17 protein-coding genes are annotated in these 18935 nt (G+C 67.4%); 9 read left to right on the top strand and 8 right to left on the bottom strand.

Annotated elements, in window-relative coordinates; genetic code table 11:
• The first annotated feature begins 87 nt into the window (after window positions 1-87).
• Window positions 88-777, top strand: coding sequence for a helix-turn-helix transcriptional regulator (locus AC5RWD_RS03760; RefSeq protein WP_494018759.1), 690 nt, complete (start codon window positions 88-90; stop codon window positions 775-777).
• Between the two features lie 70 nt (window positions 778-847).
• Entirely contained in the window at window positions 848-2077 is a 1230-nt protein-coding gene (locus AC5RWD_RS03755; protein ID WP_494018758.1) for a cysteine desulfurase family protein, read from the top strand.
• Here the strand turns inward: AC5RWD_RS03755 and AC5RWD_RS03750 are convergent.
• Complete coding sequence (locus AC5RWD_RS03750; protein WP_494018757.1) at window positions 2056-3309, bottom strand: NAD(P)/FAD-dependent oxidoreductase; 1254 nt, start codon at window positions 3307-3309, stop codon at window positions 2056-2058. The genes AC5RWD_RS03755 and AC5RWD_RS03750 overlap by 22 nt on opposite strands.
• 154 nt (window positions 3310-3463) lie before the next feature.
• Here AC5RWD_RS03750 and mnmA point away from each other — a divergent pair, with 154 nt between their 5' ends.
• The 5 genes from mnmA to AC5RWD_RS03725 all read left to right on the top strand — a co-directional run bounded on the left by mnmA (window position 3464) and on the right by AC5RWD_RS03725 (window position 10443).
• Window positions 3464-4603: a tRNA 2-thiouridine(34) synthase MnmA gene (mnmA, locus tag AC5RWD_RS03745; RefSeq protein ID WP_494018756.1), complete on the top strand. Its 1140-nt coding sequence runs from the start codon at window positions 3464-3466 to the stop codon at window positions 4601-4603.
• 249 nt (window positions 4604-4852) lie between these two features.
• Complete coding sequence (locus AC5RWD_RS03740) at window positions 4853-6487, top strand: ABC transporter substrate-binding protein (protein ID WP_494018755.1); 1635 nt, start codon at window positions 4853-4855, stop codon at window positions 6485-6487.
• Window positions 6488-6615: 128 nt separating this feature from the next.
• A complete protein-coding gene (locus tag AC5RWD_RS03735) occupies window positions 6616-7707 on the top strand; it encodes an ABC transporter permease (RefSeq protein WP_494018754.1) in 1092 nt (363 codons plus the stop codon).
• A gap of 1 nt (window position 7708) precedes the next feature.
• On the top strand, window positions 7709-8731 hold the full coding sequence (locus AC5RWD_RS03730; RefSeq protein ID WP_494018753.1) for an ABC transporter permease: 1023 nt from the start codon (window positions 7709-7711) through the stop codon (window positions 8729-8731).
• Window positions 8728-10443 (top strand): ABC transporter ATP-binding protein, encoded by a 1716-nt coding sequence (locus AC5RWD_RS03725; RefSeq protein WP_494018752.1) that lies wholly within the window; start codon window positions 8728-8730, stop codon window positions 10441-10443. The genes AC5RWD_RS03730 and AC5RWD_RS03725 overlap by 4 nt, the downstream gene beginning before the upstream one ends.
• A 78-nt stretch (window positions 10444-10521) precedes the next feature.
• On the opposite strand, the gene AC5RWD_RS03720 is transcribed toward AC5RWD_RS03725, so the two are convergent.
• Window positions 10522-11178 (bottom strand): NADPH-dependent F420 reductase, encoded by a 657-nt coding sequence (locus tag AC5RWD_RS03720; RefSeq protein WP_494018751.1) that lies wholly within the window; start codon window positions 11176-11178, stop codon window positions 10522-10524.
• Between the two features lie 95 nt (window positions 11179-11273).
• Here AC5RWD_RS03720 and AC5RWD_RS03715 point away from each other — a divergent pair, with 95 nt between their 5' ends.
• Complete coding sequence (locus AC5RWD_RS03715; RefSeq protein WP_494018750.1) at window positions 11274-11696, top strand: chorismate mutase; 423 nt, start codon at window positions 11274-11276, stop codon at window positions 11694-11696.
• A 3-nt stretch (window positions 11697-11699) separates the two neighbouring features.
• Entirely contained in the window at window positions 11700-12740 is a 1041-nt protein-coding gene (locus AC5RWD_RS03710; RefSeq protein ID WP_494018749.1) for a uroporphyrinogen decarboxylase/cobalamine-independent methonine synthase family protein, read from the top strand.
• A 48-nt stretch (window positions 12741-12788) separates the two neighbouring features.
• On the opposite strand, the gene AC5RWD_RS03705 is transcribed toward AC5RWD_RS03710, so the two are convergent.
• From AC5RWD_RS03705 to AC5RWD_RS03680, 6 genes are read right to left on the bottom strand one after another with little or no spacing between them, the layout of a single operon-like run.
• Window positions 12789-13508: a DUF4166 domain-containing protein gene (locus tag AC5RWD_RS03705; protein WP_494018748.1), complete on the bottom strand. Its 720-nt coding sequence runs from the start codon at window positions 13506-13508 to the stop codon at window positions 12789-12791.
• A 47-nt stretch (window positions 13509-13555) separates the two neighbouring features.
• Entirely contained in the window at window positions 13556-14848 is a 1293-nt protein-coding gene (locus tag AC5RWD_RS03700) for a DUF58 domain-containing protein (protein WP_494018747.1), read from the bottom strand.
• Window positions 14849-14852: 4 nt separating this feature from the next.
• On the bottom strand, window positions 14853-15821 hold the full coding sequence (locus AC5RWD_RS03695; protein ID WP_494018898.1) for an AAA family ATPase: 969 nt from the start codon (window positions 15819-15821) through the stop codon (window positions 14853-14855).
• Window positions 15822-15877: 56 nt separating this feature from the next.
• Window positions 15878-17086, bottom strand: a complete 1209-nt coding sequence (locus tag AC5RWD_RS03690) for a DUF4350 domain-containing protein (protein ID WP_494018746.1) — start codon at window positions 17084-17086, stop codon at window positions 15878-15880.
• Window positions 17083-17790, bottom strand: a complete 708-nt coding sequence (locus tag AC5RWD_RS03685) for a DUF4129 domain-containing protein (protein WP_494018745.1) — start codon at window positions 17788-17790, stop codon at window positions 17083-17085. The genes AC5RWD_RS03690 and AC5RWD_RS03685 overlap by 4 nt, the downstream gene beginning before the upstream one ends.
• On the bottom strand, window positions 17787-18875 hold the full coding sequence (locus AC5RWD_RS03680; protein WP_494018744.1) for a DUF7847 domain-containing protein: 1089 nt from the start codon (window positions 18873-18875) through the stop codon (window positions 17787-17789). The genes AC5RWD_RS03685 and AC5RWD_RS03680 overlap by 4 nt, the downstream gene beginning before the upstream one ends.
• Window positions 18876-18935 lie beyond the last annotated feature (60 nt).

The following is an 18935-nucleotide window of genomic DNA, read 5'->3' as shown; positions in this document are numbered from 1 at the left end:
TCTCCTTTCTAAAAGTAGATAGCTCGATTTTAGAACCGGCCAGCTTTCTTTAGCAACAGATCTTGATTTTAGAGTTACGCTGGACCTATGAGCCGACCAGCTGAGAACCGCGAATCAAAGCCCGCTCTGTCTTGGGCCGGGCGCCTGGCCGCCCTGGCCTCGCTGGGTGACGCCGGCAGGAGGCGCCTTTTTGAGTACGTTGCCGGGCAGCCGTCGGCTGTGAGTCGGGACGACGCTGCGGCTGCGCTGGACATGCCCCGGTCCACAGCGTCCTTCCACCTGGACAGGCTGGTCCGCGACGGGCTGCTCGCTGTCGAGTTCCGCAAGCTGGGCGCGAAGGCCGGCCCTGGGTCGGGGCGGCCGGCGAAGCTGTACCGCCCCGCGCTGGAAGAGGTGGGGGCGTCGGTTCCGGACCGGAGCTACGACCTGGCCGGAGAGTTGCTGGCCACGGCAATCGAATCCTCCATGTCCGGCGGGGGAGGGGTGCGCGAGGCATTGACTGGCGCCTCCTACTCACGGGGCCGTTCCCTGGGCGGGGACGGGGTGTCCTTGGATGATCTGCTCGGCGGCGTTGGCTATATGCCGGAACGGGACGCCGAGGGCGGAATCATCCTGATGAACTGTCCTTTCCACCGGCTCGCCGCCGGGCACGCGGACGTCGTATGCGCCATGAACGGGGCGTTCCTGAGTGGTGCCGCCGCTGCCTGCGGAGTGCCGGAGGAGAAGGTGGAGGAGGACCGGGCGGCCGGGCGCTGCTGCGCCAGGATCAGGCCATGACCGGGGTTGAAACGCGGTGGTGTCCGGAATCGCTAGGCCCCCGATATTCTGCGGCGTCTAGACTTTAAGCGTGCCTGTTTACCTGGACCATGCCGCCACCACACCCATCGCCGCCGAAGCCCTGGCTGCCCTGACGCGCGAGCTGTCCCGGACCGGGAACCCCTCGTCACTCCACGGCTCAGGCCGCCGGGCGAGGCGCTCGGTGGAGGACGCGCGGGAAACCCTCGCCGCCGCGGCAGGCGCCCATCCCTCGGAGGTGATCTTTACCTCTGGCGGCACCGAAGCGGACAACCTGGCCGTCAAGGGCCTCTACTGGTCCCGGCTGGCTGAAAACCCGCGCCGGCGGCGGATCCTGTGTTCCGCCGTCGAACACCATGCCGTGCTGGACACCGTTGAGTGGCTGGAGCGCCACGAAGGGGCGGAAGTAGCGTGGCTGCCCGTCCACGAGGACGGCGTCCTGGACCTCGAAGCGCTGCAGGCGGAACTGCAGCGTGAGCCCGAGTCCATTGCCCTGGTGACGGTCATGTGGGCCAACAACGAGGTGGGGAGCATCCAGCCCATCCACCGGGTAGTTGAGCTTGTGCATGCCGCCGGTGTACCGGTGCATTCAGACGCAGTGCAGGCGTTCGGCTCGGTCCCCGTGGATTTCCGGGCCTCCGGGCTGGATGCCATGTCCATCTCAGGCCACAAGATCGGCGGGCCGGTGGGCGTCGGCGCGCTCATTCTCGGGCGTGCAGTGAAGCTGACGCCGGTGCAGCATGGCGGCGGCCAGGAGCGCGACGTCCGCTCGGGCACGCTCGACACCGCGTCCATAGCGGCGTTCGCCGCCGCTGCTGACTCGGCCGCGAAGAACCTCGAGGCCGAGGCCGCGCGCATTTCCGGGCTGCGTGACCGGCTCATCGCGGGGGTCCGTGACACCGTTCCGGCCGCGGTTTTGCGCGGTCCGGAGGGTGAAGGGCGGCTGCCCGGCAATGCCCATTTCACGTTCCCCGGCTGCGAGGGAGACTCCCTGTTGTTCCTCCTTGACCTCGCAGGCGTCGAATCGTCCACCGGTTCCGCCTGCACGGCGGGCGTCCCACGTCCGTCGCACGTCCTCCTTGCCATGGGCTTGGACGAGGAGACCGCGCGTGGCGCACAGCGCTTCACCCTGGGGCATCCGTCGACGGAAGCGGACGTGGACGCGCTCCTCACAGCCCTGCCCGGCGCCTATGCCCGGGCACGTCAGGCCGGCATGGCCGGACACGAATCCTCCATTCAGACGGCTGCCACTGTTGCCCGTCAGGGTTCCGGCATCAGCTGATCGAGCGGAACCGATGCGTCGGCCAGCCGCCCGGCAGGCACCTGGGCCCGGGCGGAGATGAGCGCCTTGATGACCTTCTGGGCACCCGGTTTGGCGGACCTCGGCCAGTTGACGCTCATGCCGGCCACCACGCACCCGTCCTGCTGCCAGAACGCCACGAACTCCTTGCTGTCGAGGGAGCCGCGGATGACCGGGGCCGCCTTTGCTGCGAGGGACGGGAAGCCGGAGTACTCCATGCTGACGTCGAACTGGTCGGTGTAGAAATAGGGAACCATGTCCAGGGCGACGTCCTGGCCCAGCATGGCCTTGGCCGCCACCTTGCCGCCGTTGAGGGCATTGGACCAGTGTTCGCTGCGGTGGTGTTCGCCGGTGAACGGATGCAGCGCATTGGCAGCGTCGCCGGCGGCATAAATATCCGGAGCGCTGGTGCGCAGCGAAGCGTCAGTGACGATGCCGTTGCGGATCTCCAGTCCGGCAGCGGCGGCAAGTGCAGTTTCCGGGGCCACGCCCACAGCGATAACCACGATGTCCGCGGGCAGATGCTCGCCGGCGTCGGTCACCACGCCCGTCACCTTTCCGTCCTGTCCGGTGATCTCCCTGGCGGAGGCGGGAAGCCGGAAGCGGACTCCGTTGTCCTCGTGCAGGGTGCGGAAGAAGCTGCCAAGGTCCGGTCCGATCGCCGCTGCAAGCGGGATGTCCTCCAGCCCGAGCAGCGTGACCTCGTTGCCGTAGGTACTTGCCGCCGCGGCCAGCTCCATCCCGATCCAGCCGGAGCCGATGAGCACCACGTTCCGGCCGCCGGATACCAGCTGTTCCCGGAGACGGCGGCTGTCATCGAGCGTGCGGAAGGTGCTGACCCAGTCCAGCTCCGCGCCACTCAATGGCAGCGTCCTCGGCGTTGCGCCGGGCGCCAGCAGCAGTGCCCCGTACCCCTGGACTGTCCCGTCTGCGAAGCGGACAGTGTGTGCCCCGGGATCGATCGATGCGACCGGAGTGTCCAGCCGGAGGCTGACGTTGTTGTCGGCGTACCAGCTCGCCGACACGATCTCGACGGCGTCCTCCCCGGCTTTGCCGAGCAGGTATTCCTTGGACAGCGGCGGCCGGAGATAGGGAGGGTGCGGCTCGGCGCCCGCGATGGTGATGTTCCCCGCGTACCCTTCCGCCCGCAGGGTGCGGGCCGCCGTCGCTCCGGCCAGCCCGGCGCCGGCGATGACGATGCTTTCAGGGGTCATGGCGCTACTCGATTCCGCCGGCAGGCCACCGGCCGCGTTCTAAAAACGATACTCCTGACTTTAGAAGGGTGGACGGGAACCGTCAAGGAGATTTAGGCCCTGATTCCGGCGGCAAGTACAATAGTTTGGCAACCGGTGTCAACAGAAAGCCAAAATGCGAGTTCTAGCAGCCATGAGCGGCGGAGTTGACTCCGCCGTCGCAGCCGCCCGCGCCGTCGAGGCCGGGCACGACGTCGTCGGCGTTCACCTCGCGCTGTCGAGGATGCCGGGCACCCTGCGCACCGGCAGCAGGGGCTGCTGCACCATTGAAGATTCGCGCGATGCCTGGCGGGCCTGCGACGTCCTAGGGATTCCGTACTACGTATGGGATTTCTCCGAGCGGTTCAAGGAGGATGTGGTCCAGGACTTCATCGACGAGTACGCCGCCGGCCGCACCCCCAACCCCTGCATGCGCTGCAACGAGCGCATCAAGTTTGCCGCCCTGCTCGAAAAGGCGATCGCCCTCGGGTTCGATGCCGTGTGCACGGGCCACTACGCCAAGGTCATCGAGGACGCCGATGGAAACCGCGAACTGCACCGCGCCGCGGACTGGGCCAAGGACCAGAGCTACGTCCTGGGCGTGCTCACCCACGAGCAGCTGAAGCATTCCATGTTCCCGCTTGCTGACACCCCGTCCAAGGCCGAAGTGCGCGCGGAAGCGGAGCGGCGGGGGCTGTCAGTGGCCAACAAGCCGGACAGCCACGACATCTGCTTCATCCCGGACGGTGACACCGCCGGATGGCTCGCGGAAAAGATCGACATGACCACGGGCGACATCGTGGATGAGACCGGCGCCAAGGTGGGTGAACACGGCGGAGCGAACGCGTTCACCGTCGGGCAGCGGCGGGGGCTGAAGCTTGGCCGGCCCGCGGCGGACGGCAAGCCGCGGTTCGTGCTGGAGATCCGGCCGAAGGAGAACAAGGTGGTGGTGGGGCCCGAGGCCCTGCTGGCCATCGATGAGATCCGCGGCATCAAGGTTTCGTGGGCCGGCCTGCCCATCGCTGAGGTCAGCTCCGGCGCCGACTTTGACTGCCATGCGCAGGTCCGCGCGCACGGTGACCCCGTACCTGCCATTGCGCGCATGGAGCGTATCGCCGATGACGCCGGGATCGAGCGGGGCAGCCTCGTGGTCACCCTGACGGATCCCCTGCGCGGTGTTTCCCCAGGCCAGACCGTGGTGCTCTACCAGGGCAGCAGGGTCCTCGGCCAGGCCACTATCGACGCTGCGCGGTCCCTGCAGCGGGCACAACTTTAACCCTGCTCCGGCTTCCGGAGCGAGAGCGGCCGGCGGATTATTCCGCCGGCCGTTTTTTATTGCCATGTCCCGGTTTCCGACCGTTCGGTCAGCAGGCCGCGATTCCATCTGATAAATTTTGTGTCTCAACTCACACGATGCAATGTTTCACCGGGCAACCTTCTGGTTGAATCAGAGGCATCAGCGGGCTGTCCGCACACGAGTCAGATCGGGCACCCCGCGCGTACTCATCGAACAGAAAGTTCACAGATGGCAAAGAATCAGAGGGCCTTGCGGAGCGCTATCGCGCTGGCAGGCGTTTCCGCTTTCGCACTCACGGCCTGCACGGGCCCTTCCGGTGGCGGCGGCACATCCACCGGCGGCGCCGGCGGAGGCACGATCACCTACGGGACCACGGACAAGGTCGTCACCCTGGACCCGGCCGGCTCCTACGACGCCGGCTCGTTCATGGTGATGAACCAGGTCTATCCGTTCCTCATGAACTCCAAGCCAGGCAGTGCCGACGCTGTTCCGGACATCGCCGAATTGGCGTCGTTCACCACCCCCACTGAGTACACCGTCAAGCTCAAGCCAGGACTCAAGTTCGCCAACGGCCACGCGCTGACCTCCTCCGACGTCAAGTTCTCCATCGACCGCGTAGTCAAGATCGCCGACCCCAACGGCCCGGCCGCACTGTTGTCGAACCTGAAGTCCGTGGAGGCCAAGGACGACTCAACCGTCGTCTTCACCCTCAAGGCAGGCAACGACCAGGTCTTCCCCGGCGTTCTGGCCGCCAACTCCGGACCGATCGTGGACGAAGAAGTCTTCCCGGCGGACAAGGTCCTGAGCGATGACGAGATCGTCAAGGGTAAGCCGTTTGCCGGGCCGTACACCATCGAGAGCTACAAGAAGAACGAGCTCGTCAGCCTCAAAGCCAACCCGGACTACCAGGGGCTCCTGGGCAAGCCCGCCAACGACGGCGCCAACATCAAGTACTACGCCGACTCGAACAACCTGAAGCTGGACGTCCAGCAGGGCAACATCGACGTCGCCGGCCGCAGCCTGACCGCCACCGACGCCGCCGACCTTGAAAAGGACTCGAAGGTCAAGGTGCACAAGGGCCCCGGTGGCGAACTTCGCTACATTGTCTTCAACTTTGACACCATGCCATTCGGTGCCAAGACGGCCGACGCCGACGCCAAGAAGGCGCTCGCCGTACGCCAGGCGATGGCCAACATCGTGGACCGCGACGCCATCGCCGCCCAGGTCTACAAGGGCACCTACCTGCCCGCTTACTCCGTTGTTCCGGACGGTTTCAACGGCGCCATCCAGCCGCTCAAGGAAATGTACGGCGACGGCAACGGCAAGCCCAGCCTGGACAAGGCAAAGAAGGCCTTTGCCGACGCCGGCATCACCGGCAGCGTCAACATCAAGCTGCAGTACAACCCCGACCACTACGGCAAGTCGTCAGGTGACGAGTACGCCATGATCAAGGAACAGCTGGAAAAGTCGGGCCTGTTCAAGGTAGACCTCCAGTCCACCGAATGGGTCACCTATTCCAAGGCCCGGACGGCCGATGCCTACCCCGTCTACCAGCTCGGCTGGTTCCCGGACTATTCCGACGCCGACAACTACCTCACGCCGTTCTTCGTTCCCGGCAACTTCCTGAAGAACCACTATGAGAACCCCGCTGTCACCGACCTCGTAACCAAGCAGCTCACCACTGTGGACAAGGGCGAACGCGACAAGGTGCTGGGTGAGGCCCAGACCGCCGTCGCCAAGGACCTCTCCACCCTGCCGCTGCTGCAGGGCGCGCAGCTCATGGTGGCGGGGGCAGAGATCAAGGGCGTGGAGCAAACGCTCGACGCTTCCTTCAAAACCCGCCTCGGAGTGATCTCGAAGTAGGACTCCACCCCATCAGGTCCTGACCAGCCAAGGAGGCGGGACGCCTTCCGGGCGTCCCGCCTTCCTGCTGGCCAGTGAACAGCCGATTCCAGGCCGCAACGGACCCGGAAACACAGAATCAGGCAGTAATGACAACTCTCATCGAGGCGCCGCCAAGCGACGCCGACGGCCTTTTGCCGACAAAGAAAAAGAAGTCCGGCGGGGGACTGGGCCAGTACCTTCTGATCAGGTTCCTCCTGATCTTTCCCACGATCTTCATTCTGGTCACCATGGTGTTCTTCCTCATGAGGATCACCGGCGATCCCATCACGGCGGCACTGGGCGGCCGGCTGCCCCCGGAGCAGCTGCAGGAACGGATCCATGCGGCCGGCTATGACCGCCCGCTTCCCGTGCAGTACTTCGAATACCTGGGCCAGCTTGTCACGGGCAACTTCGGAACCACGCTTTCCGACAACCGCAAAGTCACGGAGATGCTGACCACCTACGGCTCAGCCACCCTCGAACTGACCATCAATGCGCTGATCGTCGCACTGCTGGTGGGCATCCCGTTCGGGATGATCGCCGCGCACCGGCGCGACCACCTTCCCGACGCCGTGCTGCGTGTCTTCGCCATCCTCTGCTACGCCACTCCCGTGTTCTTTGCCGGCATGCTGCTGAAGCTGACCTTCGCGGTGTGGCTCGGCTGGCTCCCGGTTGCGGGACGGGCAAAAACCTCCAGCGAACTTGCCCTCACCGGCCTGCAGGCGCCAACAGGAATCTATTGGCTCGACGCGCTCAGAAGCGGCAACATGGCCGCTCTCGGCGACGTGATGGCGCATGCCGTCCTGCCTGCCGCGGCCCTGGGCCTGCTGACGGCAGGCATCTTCCTGCGGCTGGTGCGCACCAACGTCATCGGCACCCTGGGCCGGGACTACATCGAGGCCGGACGCTCACGGGGCGTCAGCGAATTCCGGCTGGTCACCAAGCACGCCTACAAGCCGGCACTGATCCCCATCATCACCGTGATGGGCTTGCAGATCGCCGTGATGCTGGGCGGTGCCGTGCTCACCGAGACCACCTTCGAGTGGAAGGGGCTGGGCTTCCAGCTGGCGAACTACCTGACGGCCCGCGACTTCGTGGCGGTCCAGGGCATCGTGGTGCTCCTCGCCGTCATCGTCGCCGTCACCAACTTCATCGTGGACATCGTGGCCGCGCTGATCGATCCCCGCGTGAGGTACTGACATGAGCACCACAACTCCACTGGAAGCCACGACAGACCGCAGGGCGCCGCTGTTCAAGCGGCTGCCCGTCATCTCCCACTTCAACAAGAGCGTCGGACTCCAGCGCGGGATGCTCGTAGTGGGCCTCGTCCTGACCGGCGTCTTCCTCCTGACCGCCATCCTTGCGCCGCTCCTTGCCCCCTACGGATTCGCGCAGCTGTCCGACGCTGACGGCAGTTTCCCCACGCAGCAGCCCCCCGGCGGAAAGCATCCGCTGGGCACCACCGTCGGTGGCTACGATGTCCTGTCCAGGGTCATCTGGGGCTCCCAGACCGCCATCCTCGTGATCGTGGTGGCCGTGGTCCTGTCCATTTTCGCCGGCGTCATCCTCGGCCTGGTGAGCGGCTACCTCGGCGGCTGGCTCGACCGCGTCCTCGTGGTGGTGGCAGATGCCATCTACGCGTTCCCGTCCCTGCTGGTGGCCATCGTCATGGCCATCGTCATCAGCGGGGGCGAGTCCAGCCTCTTCGGCGGCGTGCTCGCCGCGGCGATCTCCATCACCGTGGTGTTCATTCCGCAGTACTTCAGGGTCATCAGGGCGGAGACCATCAGGCTCAAGGCGGAACCCTTCGTCGAATCGGCGAAGGTGGTGGGCGCGTCAAGCATCCGCATCATGGGCAGGCACATCTACCGCAATGCCACCCGCACCCTTCCGCTGATTTTTACCCTGAATGCGTCTGAGGCAATCCTGACCCTGGCGGGCCTGGGCTTCCTGGGCTTCGGCATCGAACCCTCATCTGCCGCCGAATGGGGCTTCGACCTGAACAAGGCACTCGCGGACACCACGTCCGGCATCTGGTGGACCGGTGTGTTCCCGGGCCTTGCCATCGTCTGGACAGTCCTTGGCCTCACGCTGGTGGGGGAGAGCATCAACGACCTTAACGATCCCCGCCTCCGCGGCCGCAAGCGCGCCGGGAATAAGGGCGGACCGGACACCACCGCGGCGGCCCAGGCAGCCATTTCAGCAGATGTGAGAAGCTCATGACCATTAATCTCGGATCGGTTTCAGACCGGCACGCGGCCGGCACCGAACCCGTGCTGGACATTGACCACCTCAAGGTCACGTTCGCCACTGACGCCGGGGACGTGTACGCCGTCAAGGACGTGAGCCTTGAAGTGAAGGCGGGGGAGGTGCTGGCCATCGTCGGCGAGTCCGGCTCCGGCAAGACCGTGACGGCCAAGACCATCCTGGGCCTGCTGCCGGAAACAGCCATCAGCTCCGGCGCGGTGCTGATCAACGGCAACAACGTCATCAGCGTCAGCCCCGGCAAGCTCCGCCAGATCCGGGGGCGGGACGTGGCCATGGTCTTCCAGGAGCCGTCCACTGCACTGAACCCCGTGTTCACGGTCGGCTGGCAGATCGCCGAAGGGATCCTCGCCCACGCAACCCGGGACGGCGGCAAGCGCGTCACGGCGAAGGAAGCGAAGGCCAGGGCCGTCGAAGCCCTGCGCAAAGTGGGCATCCCGGACCCCGAAACGCGCGTCAACTACTACCCCCATCAGTTCTCCGGCGGCCAGAAACAGCGCGTGGTCATCGCCGCTGCGCTCGCACTGAACCCCGGCCTGATCGTGGCTGACGAACCCACCACCGCCCTGGACGTCACCGTACAGGCGGAGATCCTCGAGCTCCTGCGGGACCTGAGGGACAAGTACGGGACGTCCATCGTGCTGATCACGCACAACATGGGCGTGGTAGCCGACCTAGCGGACCGCGTGGTGGTGATGTACCGGGGTGACGTCGTCGAGGAGGCCTCTGCGAGATCCCTCTTCGCTGAGCCGCGGCAGGACTACACCCGGAAGCTGCTGGCCGCCGTGCCGCACCTTGGCCGGCATTCGGCGTCGGAAGGGATGACGGAACGGGCACACCAGGACGGCAAGGTCCTGGTGGAGGCGAAGGGCCTCACCATCGAATATCCCGGACGGCTGGGCAGCCCCGCGTTCAAGGCTGTGGACGGCGTCAGCTTCACGGTGTCCGAGGGCGAGGTGTTCGGACTCGTCGGCGAATCGGGATCGGGTAAGACGACCATCGGCCGGGCCATCGCTGGCCTCAACCGGACCACCGGCGGAAGCCTGAACGTGCTGGGCTACGAGATGCTGAACTTCAAGGAACGGAGCTTCAAGCCTCTCCGGAAGGAGATCGGGTTCGTCTTCCAGGACCCGGCGGCGTCCTTCAACCCGCAGCTGACCATCGGCGACTGCGTCGCCGAACCCCTGGTCATCCACACCAACCCGTCACCCGCACAGGCGCGCAAACGCGTCGGTGAGCTGCTGGAGTCAGTCCAGCTGCCGGCGTCGTACGCTGACCGTTTCCCGCATGAGCTCAGCGGCGGGCAGCGCCAGCGCGCCTCCCTGGCGCGGGCGCTGATCCTTAACCCGAAACTGCTCATCGCCGATGAGCCGACGTCGGCGCTGGACGTTTCGGTGCAGGCGAAAGTGCTGGAGCTCTTCCGGGAAATCCAGCAGGAGTTCGGGTTCGCAGCGCTGTTCATCAGCCACGACCTCGCGGTGGTGGACATGCTGTCGCACTGGGTCGGGGTGCTGTACAAGGGCAAACTCGTTGAGCAGGGGATTGGCCACCACGTCATGGGTGCTCCGCAGCATGACTACACGAAGCGTCTGATCGCGTCGCTGCCTGTCCCGGATCCCACCGAGCAGGCCAAACGCCGCGAGGACCACCGCGCACTGCTGGGCATCTAGATGCGTTTCGAGCCCGGACATTGCACGGCAGGCCCGTATCCCACCTTTCGCGAAATAATGGGGTACGGGCCTGCTGCCCTATTCAGAGACCACCTTGATGTTGAACATGCTGTTCCCCTGCTGCAGGAAAATCCGCAGCCACAGCGGCAGCCACATCTCCAGGCCCCGTGCCGCCTCGAGCGGGCCCAGGTCCCTGATGTGTTCGGGCCGCCAGCCGAAATCCCGCAGGAGTCCGGCTGCCACTTCCTTGGCCTCCTCGTCGTCCCCGGCCATGAACACGTCATGATCCCCGCCCGCCAGCCGGTCCGGGGCCACCATGACATCGGCGCGCATGGTGTTCAATGCCTTCACCACGCGGGCCGTGGGAAACGCCCGCTGGATGGTTTCGGCCAGGCTGTCGGTGTTGGAAACGGAGAGCGACGGCGGGAAGCCGGCCGAGTGGTCCAGCGGATTGGCCACATCGATCAGCACCTTGCCGGCGAGGTTCTTCGTGCTGGCTGCAGCCAGCACTTCGAGCGAAACAGTTCCGGGCGTCGCGTTGATGACCACCTCGGCCTCCGCCGCCGCGTCGAAGAAGGTGGCGGCCTTGGCCCGCGGCCCCGCTTCTGCTGCCCACCCCACGGCAGCCTCGTTGGTGGCGCTCCGCGACCCAAGAACGACGTCGTGCCCGGACTCCACGAGTCTTCCCGCCAGGGTCCTGCCCACCATTCCGGTACCAAGAACCGCGATCCTCATCTGCATCCTCCCTCATCGGTATGTGCGAACACTACATTCTCTGCAGGCATCCTTAACACGGGCAGAGAGTCCCGCGGTGCCCATAGACTTGAACCATGACCGAGCTAAACCATGATCTGCCTGACACCGACTCCTACGATCCCGCCGCCAGCTCCCTGGCCGGGCAAGTGGATCCTGCGGTGATGGCGGAGCTGCTGTCAATCCGGTCGAGCATCGACAACATCGATGCAACCCTCGTATACCTCCTGGCCGAGCGGTTCAAGGCGACGCAGAAAGTGGGCTTCCTCAAGGCTGCCCACCGGCTTCCGGCCGGGGATCCCGGACGCGAAACCGCGCAGATCGCCCGGCTCCGCCGCCTTGCCGAGGACGCGCAGCTGGACCCGGCGTTCGCGGAGAAGTTCCTGAACTTCATCATCGGCGAGGTGATCCGGCACCACGAGGCGATCGCCGAAGACCACAACGCCGCCGGTGGAACTTCCAACGGAGCGGCCAGCACTTCAGCACCGCTGACCGCCTAAGCCGTGCCGGACGCAGACATCCAGCTGCCGGCCCAGGCAACGGCCACCGCACTGGGGCCGTGGCCGGGCCAGGATCCCGTGGAGGCCACGCGCATTATCCGCGGTGAGCTCGGCAGCCCGCACCTGCCCTTTCTGGCCGAGCTGCCTGACCGCGGCGTCGGTGCTGACGCCATAGGCCGCACCGCCTCACTCCTGGTGGACCTGGCCGTGGATGTTCAGCCGCACGGCTGGCGGATCGTCGACCGGCCCGGGCGCGACCTGGTGCGGGCAAGGTCCGCACTGTCCACGGACATCAACGTCCTGGCCGACATCGCGGGCGAAGAGGACAGTGCCGCTGACGAATTCAAAGTCCAGCTGCGGGGCCCCCTGAGCCTGGCTGCCGGACTGCACCTCCACAACGGTGAGCGCGCGCTGATCGACTATGGCGCCCGCCGCGACATCGCCGCTTCCCTCGCCGCGGGGGTTGGCGGGCACCTGGCCAAGGTGTCCGCTGCCGTTCCCGGGGCCAGGCTCGTGGTGCAGCTCGATGAACCGGACATAGCTTCCGTCCTCGCAGGCACCATTCCCACCTCCAGTGGGTACCGGACGCTGCGCTCCGTGGCCGGACAGGAAGTCACGGAACTCTGGCGTGTGGTGATTGACGCCCTCCGCGAGGCCGGCGCCGCCGAGATCGCCATTGCGGTGCCGGAAATCGAGGCCCCGTTCGAAAGGATCCTCTCTGCCGGCGCGGATGCCATCGCCGTTCCGCTGCGCGCCCTGACCACCCGGCAGTGGGAACAGCTCGCGGAGGCGCTCGAAGCCGGCAAGCGGCTGTGGGCCGGAGCGCTGCAGGCTGACGAACCGGGCGGCGTGCCGAAGGCATCCGCGGTTGTGGAGTCCGTCCGGCGGCCGTGGCAGCAGCTCGGCCTGCCGCTGGCGGCGCTCGGTACGGTGCGGGTCACGCCGTCGGGCGGCCTTGAAAGGCAGTCCCCTGCCGCCGCAACGGAGGTCCTCACCCGCCTTACCCAGATTGCCGACGGCCTGAACCAGCTCGCGCTGGGGTAATCGGGCCGGTACTGCGAAGCCGGCTGGTGCTGCTAAGCGGTCACTTCCTTAGCTTCGTCGCTCCCAGCGGTCGGGCCTGGCATACGCCGGAAGGAAGCCAGCAGAAGAGCTTCCGGACGGATAGGGTTCCAGCCGGTAGTCGAAGTGGCCGGCATAAACCAGGACGAGGCCGAGCTGCGGCTGGATCACCTTCACCTGGATCCTGTGACGCCCGGCTTCCCCCGCCGCCGGGTCCCACCACTGCTCCGCGTAGGCTTTCGCGTCAACGGCCGCCGGCAGCGGCAACCTGAGTGGGCCAAGGAACAGGCGGGATACTTCGGACACTCCCCGAAGGCGGCCCTCGGCCGTCACTCCCAGGTTGAGGTCCGTGACCAGCCGGCGGTACCGGCCCACGTAGTCCACGAGGCGGGCCTGGGTGCCCGCGCCGCCCTTTTCCGCACTTGTGGTGTCCTGGAAGATCCTGGTCCTGCCGGGAAAGAAGATCTCCCGCCGGGCAGTCAGGCTGGAGCGGCCGAACGGATCGAGATGCGCGTGGTTTTCGATCCGGAACGGGACGCCCTCGCCGTATTCCGGAAAGAACGCCTGCTCGCCTGCGGTCAGCCGCAGCATCGGCCGCAGCCACCGCTGCCGGCAGCCCACCACGTCGAAAACGCCCTCGCCCACGCCAAAGGTGCCCGAACCCGGGGCAAGCGAAAAGTATTCCTGCAGTTCCGGCTGCAACCGGAGGAAGCCGGCTCCCAAAGCCTGGCGGTAGATCGGGGTGTTCACGGCGGCTCCTGGCATCTGATCTGGTGATTCGGTCTTCCGGCGGGTACTCACAGCCGACCCGCCGCCTTGAGCCGTATGTAGGCGTCGGCCAGCGCCGGCGGCAGCTGGTGCGGTTCCGCGTCCACCACTTCGACGCCGAGCTGGCGGAGCTGGACGCTCACCGCTTCCCGCTCCAGGAGGGCGCGTTCGGCGGCCGCCGCGCGGAACACCTGCGCCGCCGTGGTCCTGTCCAGGAGCATCTCGCCAAGCAGCGGATCGCGGACCGAGGCCACGACCACTACGTGCTGCCGGGCGAGTCGCGCCGCCATGGGGATGAGCCCTTCCTCCGGGGCGCCGCTGTCCAGGGAGGTTAGTAGGACCACGAGGGAACGGTGCGCCGAGACGGCACGGACCTGGGCAGGAACCTGCGCCCAGTCCAGCTCGATGAGTTCTGCCTGCAGCGGTGCCACAGCCTGCACCAGCTGACCCAGCAGGTTGCCGCCCGCCGTCGTGCCTGCCCGGGCGCGCATCCTGCGGTCGAAGGCAAAGAAGTCCACGCGGTCACCGCCGCGTTCGGCCAGGACGCCCAGCAGCAGTGCGGCCTCGATGCCGGTGTCCAGCCGGGGTTCGTCGTCCACACGCGCAGCGGCGGTCCGGGATGTGTCCAGCATGATCACCACGCGGCGGTCGCGCTCCGGCCGCCAGGTGCGCACCACGACGGCGGACCGCCTCGCCGTTGCGCGCCAGTCAATGGAACGGACATCATCGCCGCGGACATAGTCGCGCAGGGAATCGAACTCTGTTCCGGCGCCGCGGATCTGCACTGCCGCCTTGCCGTCGAGTTCCCGCAACCGGCGCAGTTTTGACGGCAGGTGCCGCCGGGAATTGAAAGGCGGCAGCACCCGCAGCGATCCGGGAACGTGCACTGTCTTCTGGCGGGCGCCCAGCCGGAGCGGCCCGAAGGAGCGGACGGTGATGTGCGGCGCCCTGAGGTCACCACGCCGGACGGGCCTGAGCCTGACGCTCAAACGGCGCCGTTCGCCAGCCGGAACCTCCGCCGCCTGGACCGGGTTTTCCGCCCCGGCGGAAGGCTGCCAGGCGTCACGCACCACGGCCCTGAGCCTGCGCCTGCCGCTGTTACGCAGCGTCAGCACCGAATCCGCCGTGCCTCCAAGCGTGACGTTGGCGGGGGACGACCTTTCCACCGAGACCTGCTGCAGTGCCGCAGCCAGCAGCACGTCCAGCAGGACCAGGGCACCAAGGACCAGAAGCACGGCGAGCACGGTCAGCCAGCCGGGAAAGAGCAGCACCGGCACCATCCCGGCCGCCGCCAGGAGTACCAGCCGTCCGGAAATCGCCACGGGATCAGCGGGGGACCGGTACGGAGGCCAGGATGCTGCCCAGCACGTCGTCCACCTGGACGCCGTCCATCAGGGCTTCGGGCCGGAGCGCCACACGGTGCCGCAGGCACGGCTGGGCCAGAGCCTTGACGTCATCCGGGGTGACGAAGTTCCGGCCCGACAGCCAGGCCCAGGCCCGCGAGGTGTTCAGCAGCGCGGTTGCCCCGCGCGGCGAGACGCCAAGCTGGAAAGACGGAGCGGCTCGCGTGGCCCGGACCACGTCCACGATGTAACCCAGCACCTCGGGCGACACTTCGACGCCGGCCACTGCCCGGCGTGCCCGTTCAAGTTCGTCGGCACCCGCCACCGGGCGGATACCGGCCGCGGCGAGGTCGCGGGGATCGAAGCCGGCGGCGTGCCTGCGGACCACCTCGATTTCGGCCGCACGGTCCGGCAACGGCATGGTCAGCTTCAGGAGGAAGCGGTCCAGTTGGGCCTCGGGCAGGGGGTAAGTGCCCTCGTACTCCACGGGGTTTTGCGTGGCCGCCACGATGAACGGCACCGGCAGCCGGCGGGACACGCCGTCGACGGACACCTGGCGTTCCTCCATCGCCTCCAGCAGTGAGGCCTGGGTCTTGGGCGGCGTCCTGTTGATTTCGTCCGCCAGGAGCATGTTGGTGAAGACGGGACCTTCCCGGAAGCTGAACTCTGAATTGGCGGCGTCGTACACCAAAGACCCCGTGACGTCGCCGGGCATGAGGTCCGGGGTGAACTGCACACGCTTGGTGTCCAGGCTCAGGGCAGCGGACAGGGCGCGGACCAGCAGCGTCTTGGCCACGCCCGGCACGCCTTCGAGCAACACATGTCCGCGCGACAGGAGGGCGATCAGCATGCCGGTGACCGTGGAATCCTGGCCTACAACTGCCTTGGCCACCTCGTGCCGGACATCCAGCAGCGCCTGCCGGACCGGGTCCGGCGCGTGCGGAGCGGCCATGGTGCCCACCGGCGCCTCGCCGTAGGTGCCCTGCTCATGGCCGTTTGGCTGGTGGCTCATCTGTCCTTTACCTCTTTCTCTAGTCGGACAAGGTCCTGGGCCCAGCGGACAAGCTGGGCCTCGGTTGCAGGACGGTGTTGCAGGATCTGCTGTACTTCGGCGGTATTGCGGCCCAGGTGCCGGGCGGCGCCGGCAGCCACGTCAGAGCCGGCCACGTCAGCCAGCCCGGCTGCGGTGCCCACCCGCAGGGTCGAGGCAAGCCGGACGATGGTGCCGGCACGGAGGGTGTCCGCCGCCCGGGCAACGTCGTGGGCCTCGTGGTACAGCCTGGCCCTGCCCTCGGCTGTTTCCGCGGACTTCACCACCACCGGCAGGGGTTCGAAGACCAGCGGGCCCAGGCGGCGTCCGCGCCACAGCACGGCAAACAGGGCCACCACAATCAGCCACGGGGCCACGAACAGCGACCACGCCGGCGCCAGTTCGGCCAGGGTCTTCGGTGCCGGGTTGGCCGCCAGGTCCCCGGGACCGGGAAGGTACCAGACGAGGTGTCGCTGGCTGCCCAGGGTCCGCAGGGTGAGTGCGGCGTTGCCGTTGGCGGCCAGGAACTGGTTGCTGAGCACGGCCGTGCTCCCGATGACTACGAGCTTGCCGTTCTCTGCCGTGGCGTAAAGGCCCCGCCCGCTGCGGGCGGGGCCGTAGCACAGGGTACCGCCGGTGTAGAGGAAGCCGCCGTCAGGGCTGATGTCACCGGCGGCCTGGGCATCGGCAACGGCACACCCGGGCTCGAGGGTCCGCTCCGAACCGGGCACCACCCCGGCCTGCCGGATGCTGCTGCCCAGGCCGGTCAGTGTGGCCAGCCGCGGCGAGACCACCACCAGCCGGTCGGTCTCGGCGAGCAGCCGGCGCAGCCGTTCGGGCGCAAGGAACCCGCGCTGGTCGTAGACCAGGACCGTTGAGCCGGATCCGCTGCTGCCGGCCGCACGCGCCGCTGCCAGGGTTTCGTCGAACGACGCCGTCTGTGCAACGGTGACGCCTTGGGCGCCAAGGATCTGGGCTGCTGCCCTCGCCCCCTGCGGGCCGGGGTTGCGGACGGACAGTTCCTGGTTGTCAGCCCGTTGCGCCGACTGGAGGACGAGGATCACTGCGAGGGCAACTGCCATGGCGACGGCGAACAGCACTCCCGCCCGGTGCCTGCGGAACCAGCCGGTTCTCCTGCGCCGGGCCGCCACCGGAACTCCGGGTCCGGTACGGGGCAGCTGCGTCACCTCGGCACCGCCAGTCCCCCGGGTGCGGCCTCGGCGTAGGAAGGCGTGAGCCCTTCCAGAGCTGCGTCCAGCCCAACCATCGCCTCATAGTCGGCTGCGACGGCGGCCCCGCTGCCGTAGCGGACAGCGTCGAAGATACGGGAAGCGGCGTCGAGCCTGTCGCCGGCTGAGGGAAACGCGCGCGTCAGCTGTCCGGCCGCCTCGTCGGCCGTCCGGCCGGGTTGGGGGTCCAGGACGGCCCGGTCCTCGGCTGAACGCACGAGCGCGCGGAACTGTTCGACGACGGCGGCCGCCCAGTCGCCGCGGGCGGCTGCCGCTTTGGCAAGACTCCGGTAGTCGGCTGCGGTCGCGGCTGCCTCGGCGTCGAAGACCTCCTTGGGTGCGCGGCGGCGGGCATTCAGCCGGGGCCGTGCCAGGATGATGGCCACGCCCACCAGGATGGCGATGCCCAGGCCGATGAAGGGCGCCACCGGAGGTCCATCGGCCGGGGACTGGCCATCGGTCACGGACTGCAGCCAGTCGAGGAACTGCTGCCAGAGCGTTTCCAGCCAGCCCGGGGCCGCCTCCCGGTACTCGCGTTTGGAGAGCTCTTCCGCCGCCCAGCGGCGTGCTTCGTCCCGGTCAGGCTGTACCGGCGGCTCCAGGGTTCGGTGCAGCGGGCCCGTGGCGCGCTGCAGTCCCTGAAGGAGGCCGACGGCGATCATCCCGGCATCGTTGGCGGCCCCGGGGGCGGCGGCCAGCCTGCTGAATTTCCGTAAGGCCCGGAAGCCCTGCCGTTCCGGCCCGAGCTGTAGACCGGCACGCCCCGGCCCGGGATGCCGCCGTCGTCGTTCCCGGTTTCCAGCAGCCGGAGGAGGGCGATGTCCAGTCCGTCGTTGCGCATCCGCAAATCCACATAAAGCAAGGCCATGACGGACGTCTGGAAGGCGAACGCCACCGCGCCGACAGCGGCAGACACAACAGCCGTGGCCACGCCGGCCACCACCTGCGCGGTGGCCACCTGGCTGGCCAGGTCCTGGGGGCCGGCGACGGTGGTAAGCAGACCGGAGAGCAGGGTGACCGGGATGAGGACGATCTGGGCAATGATGCCCACGAGCAGCGACACCACGAGGACGATCCCGAGAACCCGCCACCAGCTTCCCCAGGTGACTGCCCAGGAACGCCGGATGCCGTCCAGCGCTCCCACGTCCTCGACGACAATGACCGCAGGTGCGACCGTGAGCTTGACGGACACCCAGATCATCGCCGCCATGAAGGCCAGGAACAGGGGAAGCACTATGACCAGCGACCCCGTCCCCATCGCATTGGCCAGCAGCGCGGTGGCTAGCGCGATGAGGGCAATCGCCAGCAGCACGGCTGCGACTCCCATCCCGGCCAGGCGAACCAGTGCCCAGGCCCGGCCGCGTGCCAGCAGCCACATCTGCCGGAACCCGGTGTGCCGGTTGAGGACGGACCTGGCCACCGGGACCACCATGGCCCCCTGCATGACCACGGAGATAAACACGGTCACCAGGCCGAAAAGTGCAAAGCCGCCCGCCATGCCCGCGAAGAGGCCGGTCATCTCGGAAGTACTGAGGTTCGCCAGCCAGGCCTCCGCGGAAGCATCGGAGGCCGGGGTGACCAGCGGGAGGACGCCGGCGATCACGGCGCCCAGCGCCTGGGCCAGCAGGCCCGCCCCGAGCATCGCTTTGGGATTCCGCCGGATCGTCTGGAAGGCGCCGTCCAGGATTTCGCCGAACATCAGCGGACGCAGCGGCACCACACCGGGCTTCGGCGGGGCCGCGTACATGGGATAAGGAATGGCGGGGTTCGGGCCTGCACCCCACTGGTGCGGCGGCCCTGGCTGGAA

The sequence above is a fragment of the Arthrobacter sp. CMU6 genome, assembly GCF_059090205.1.
The sequence above is the reverse complement of the archived record's forward strand: the minus strand, read 5'-3'. Positions and strand labels throughout refer to the sequence as shown.

Excerpts from the sequence above, each read along its gene's own strand:
- AC5RWD_RS03740 (WP_494018755.1), top strand. The coding sequence starts at position 4,853 with ATGGCAAAGAATCAGAGGGCCTTGCGGAGCGCTATCGCGCTGGCAGGC.
- AC5RWD_RS03750 (WP_494018757.1), bottom strand. The coding sequence starts at position 3,309 with ATGACCCCTGAAAGCATCGTCATCGCCGGCGCCGGGCTGGCCGGAGCG.
- mnmA (WP_494018756.1), top strand. The coding sequence starts at position 3,464 with ATGCGAGTTCTAGCAGCCATGAGCGGCGGAGTTGACTCCGCCGTCGCA.
- AC5RWD_RS03720 (WP_494018751.1), bottom strand. The coding sequence starts at position 11,178 with ATGAGGATCGCGGTTCTTGGTACCGGAATGGTGGGCAGGACCCTGGCG.
- AC5RWD_RS03725 (WP_494018752.1), top strand. The coding sequence starts at position 8,728 with ATGACCATTAATCTCGGATCGGTTTCAGACCGGCACGCGGCCGGCACC.
- AC5RWD_RS03735 (WP_494018754.1), top strand. The coding sequence starts at position 6,616 with ATGACAACTCTCATCGAGGCGCCGCCAAGCGACGCCGACGGCCTTTTG.
- AC5RWD_RS03760 (WP_494018759.1), top strand. The coding sequence starts at position 88 with ATGAGCCGACCAGCTGAGAACCGCGAATCAAAGCCCGCTCTGTCTTGG.
- AC5RWD_RS03715 (WP_494018750.1), top strand. The coding sequence starts at position 11,274 with ATGACCGAGCTAAACCATGATCTGCCTGACACCGACTCCTACGATCCC.
- AC5RWD_RS03695 (WP_494018898.1), bottom strand. The coding sequence starts at position 15,821 with ATGGCCGCTCCGCACGCGCCGGACCCGGTCCGGCAGGCGCTGCTGGAT.
- AC5RWD_RS03680 (WP_494018744.1), bottom strand. The coding sequence starts at position 18,875 with ATGTACGCGGCCCCGCCGAAGCCCGGTGTGGTGCCGCTGCGTCCGCTG.
- AC5RWD_RS03730 (WP_494018753.1), top strand. The coding sequence starts at position 7,709 with ATGAGCACCACAACTCCACTGGAAGCCACGACAGACCGCAGGGCGCCG.
- AC5RWD_RS03685 (WP_494018745.1), bottom strand. The coding sequence starts at position 17,790 with ATGATCGCCGTCGGCCTCCTTCAGGGACTGCAGCGCGCCACGGGCCCG.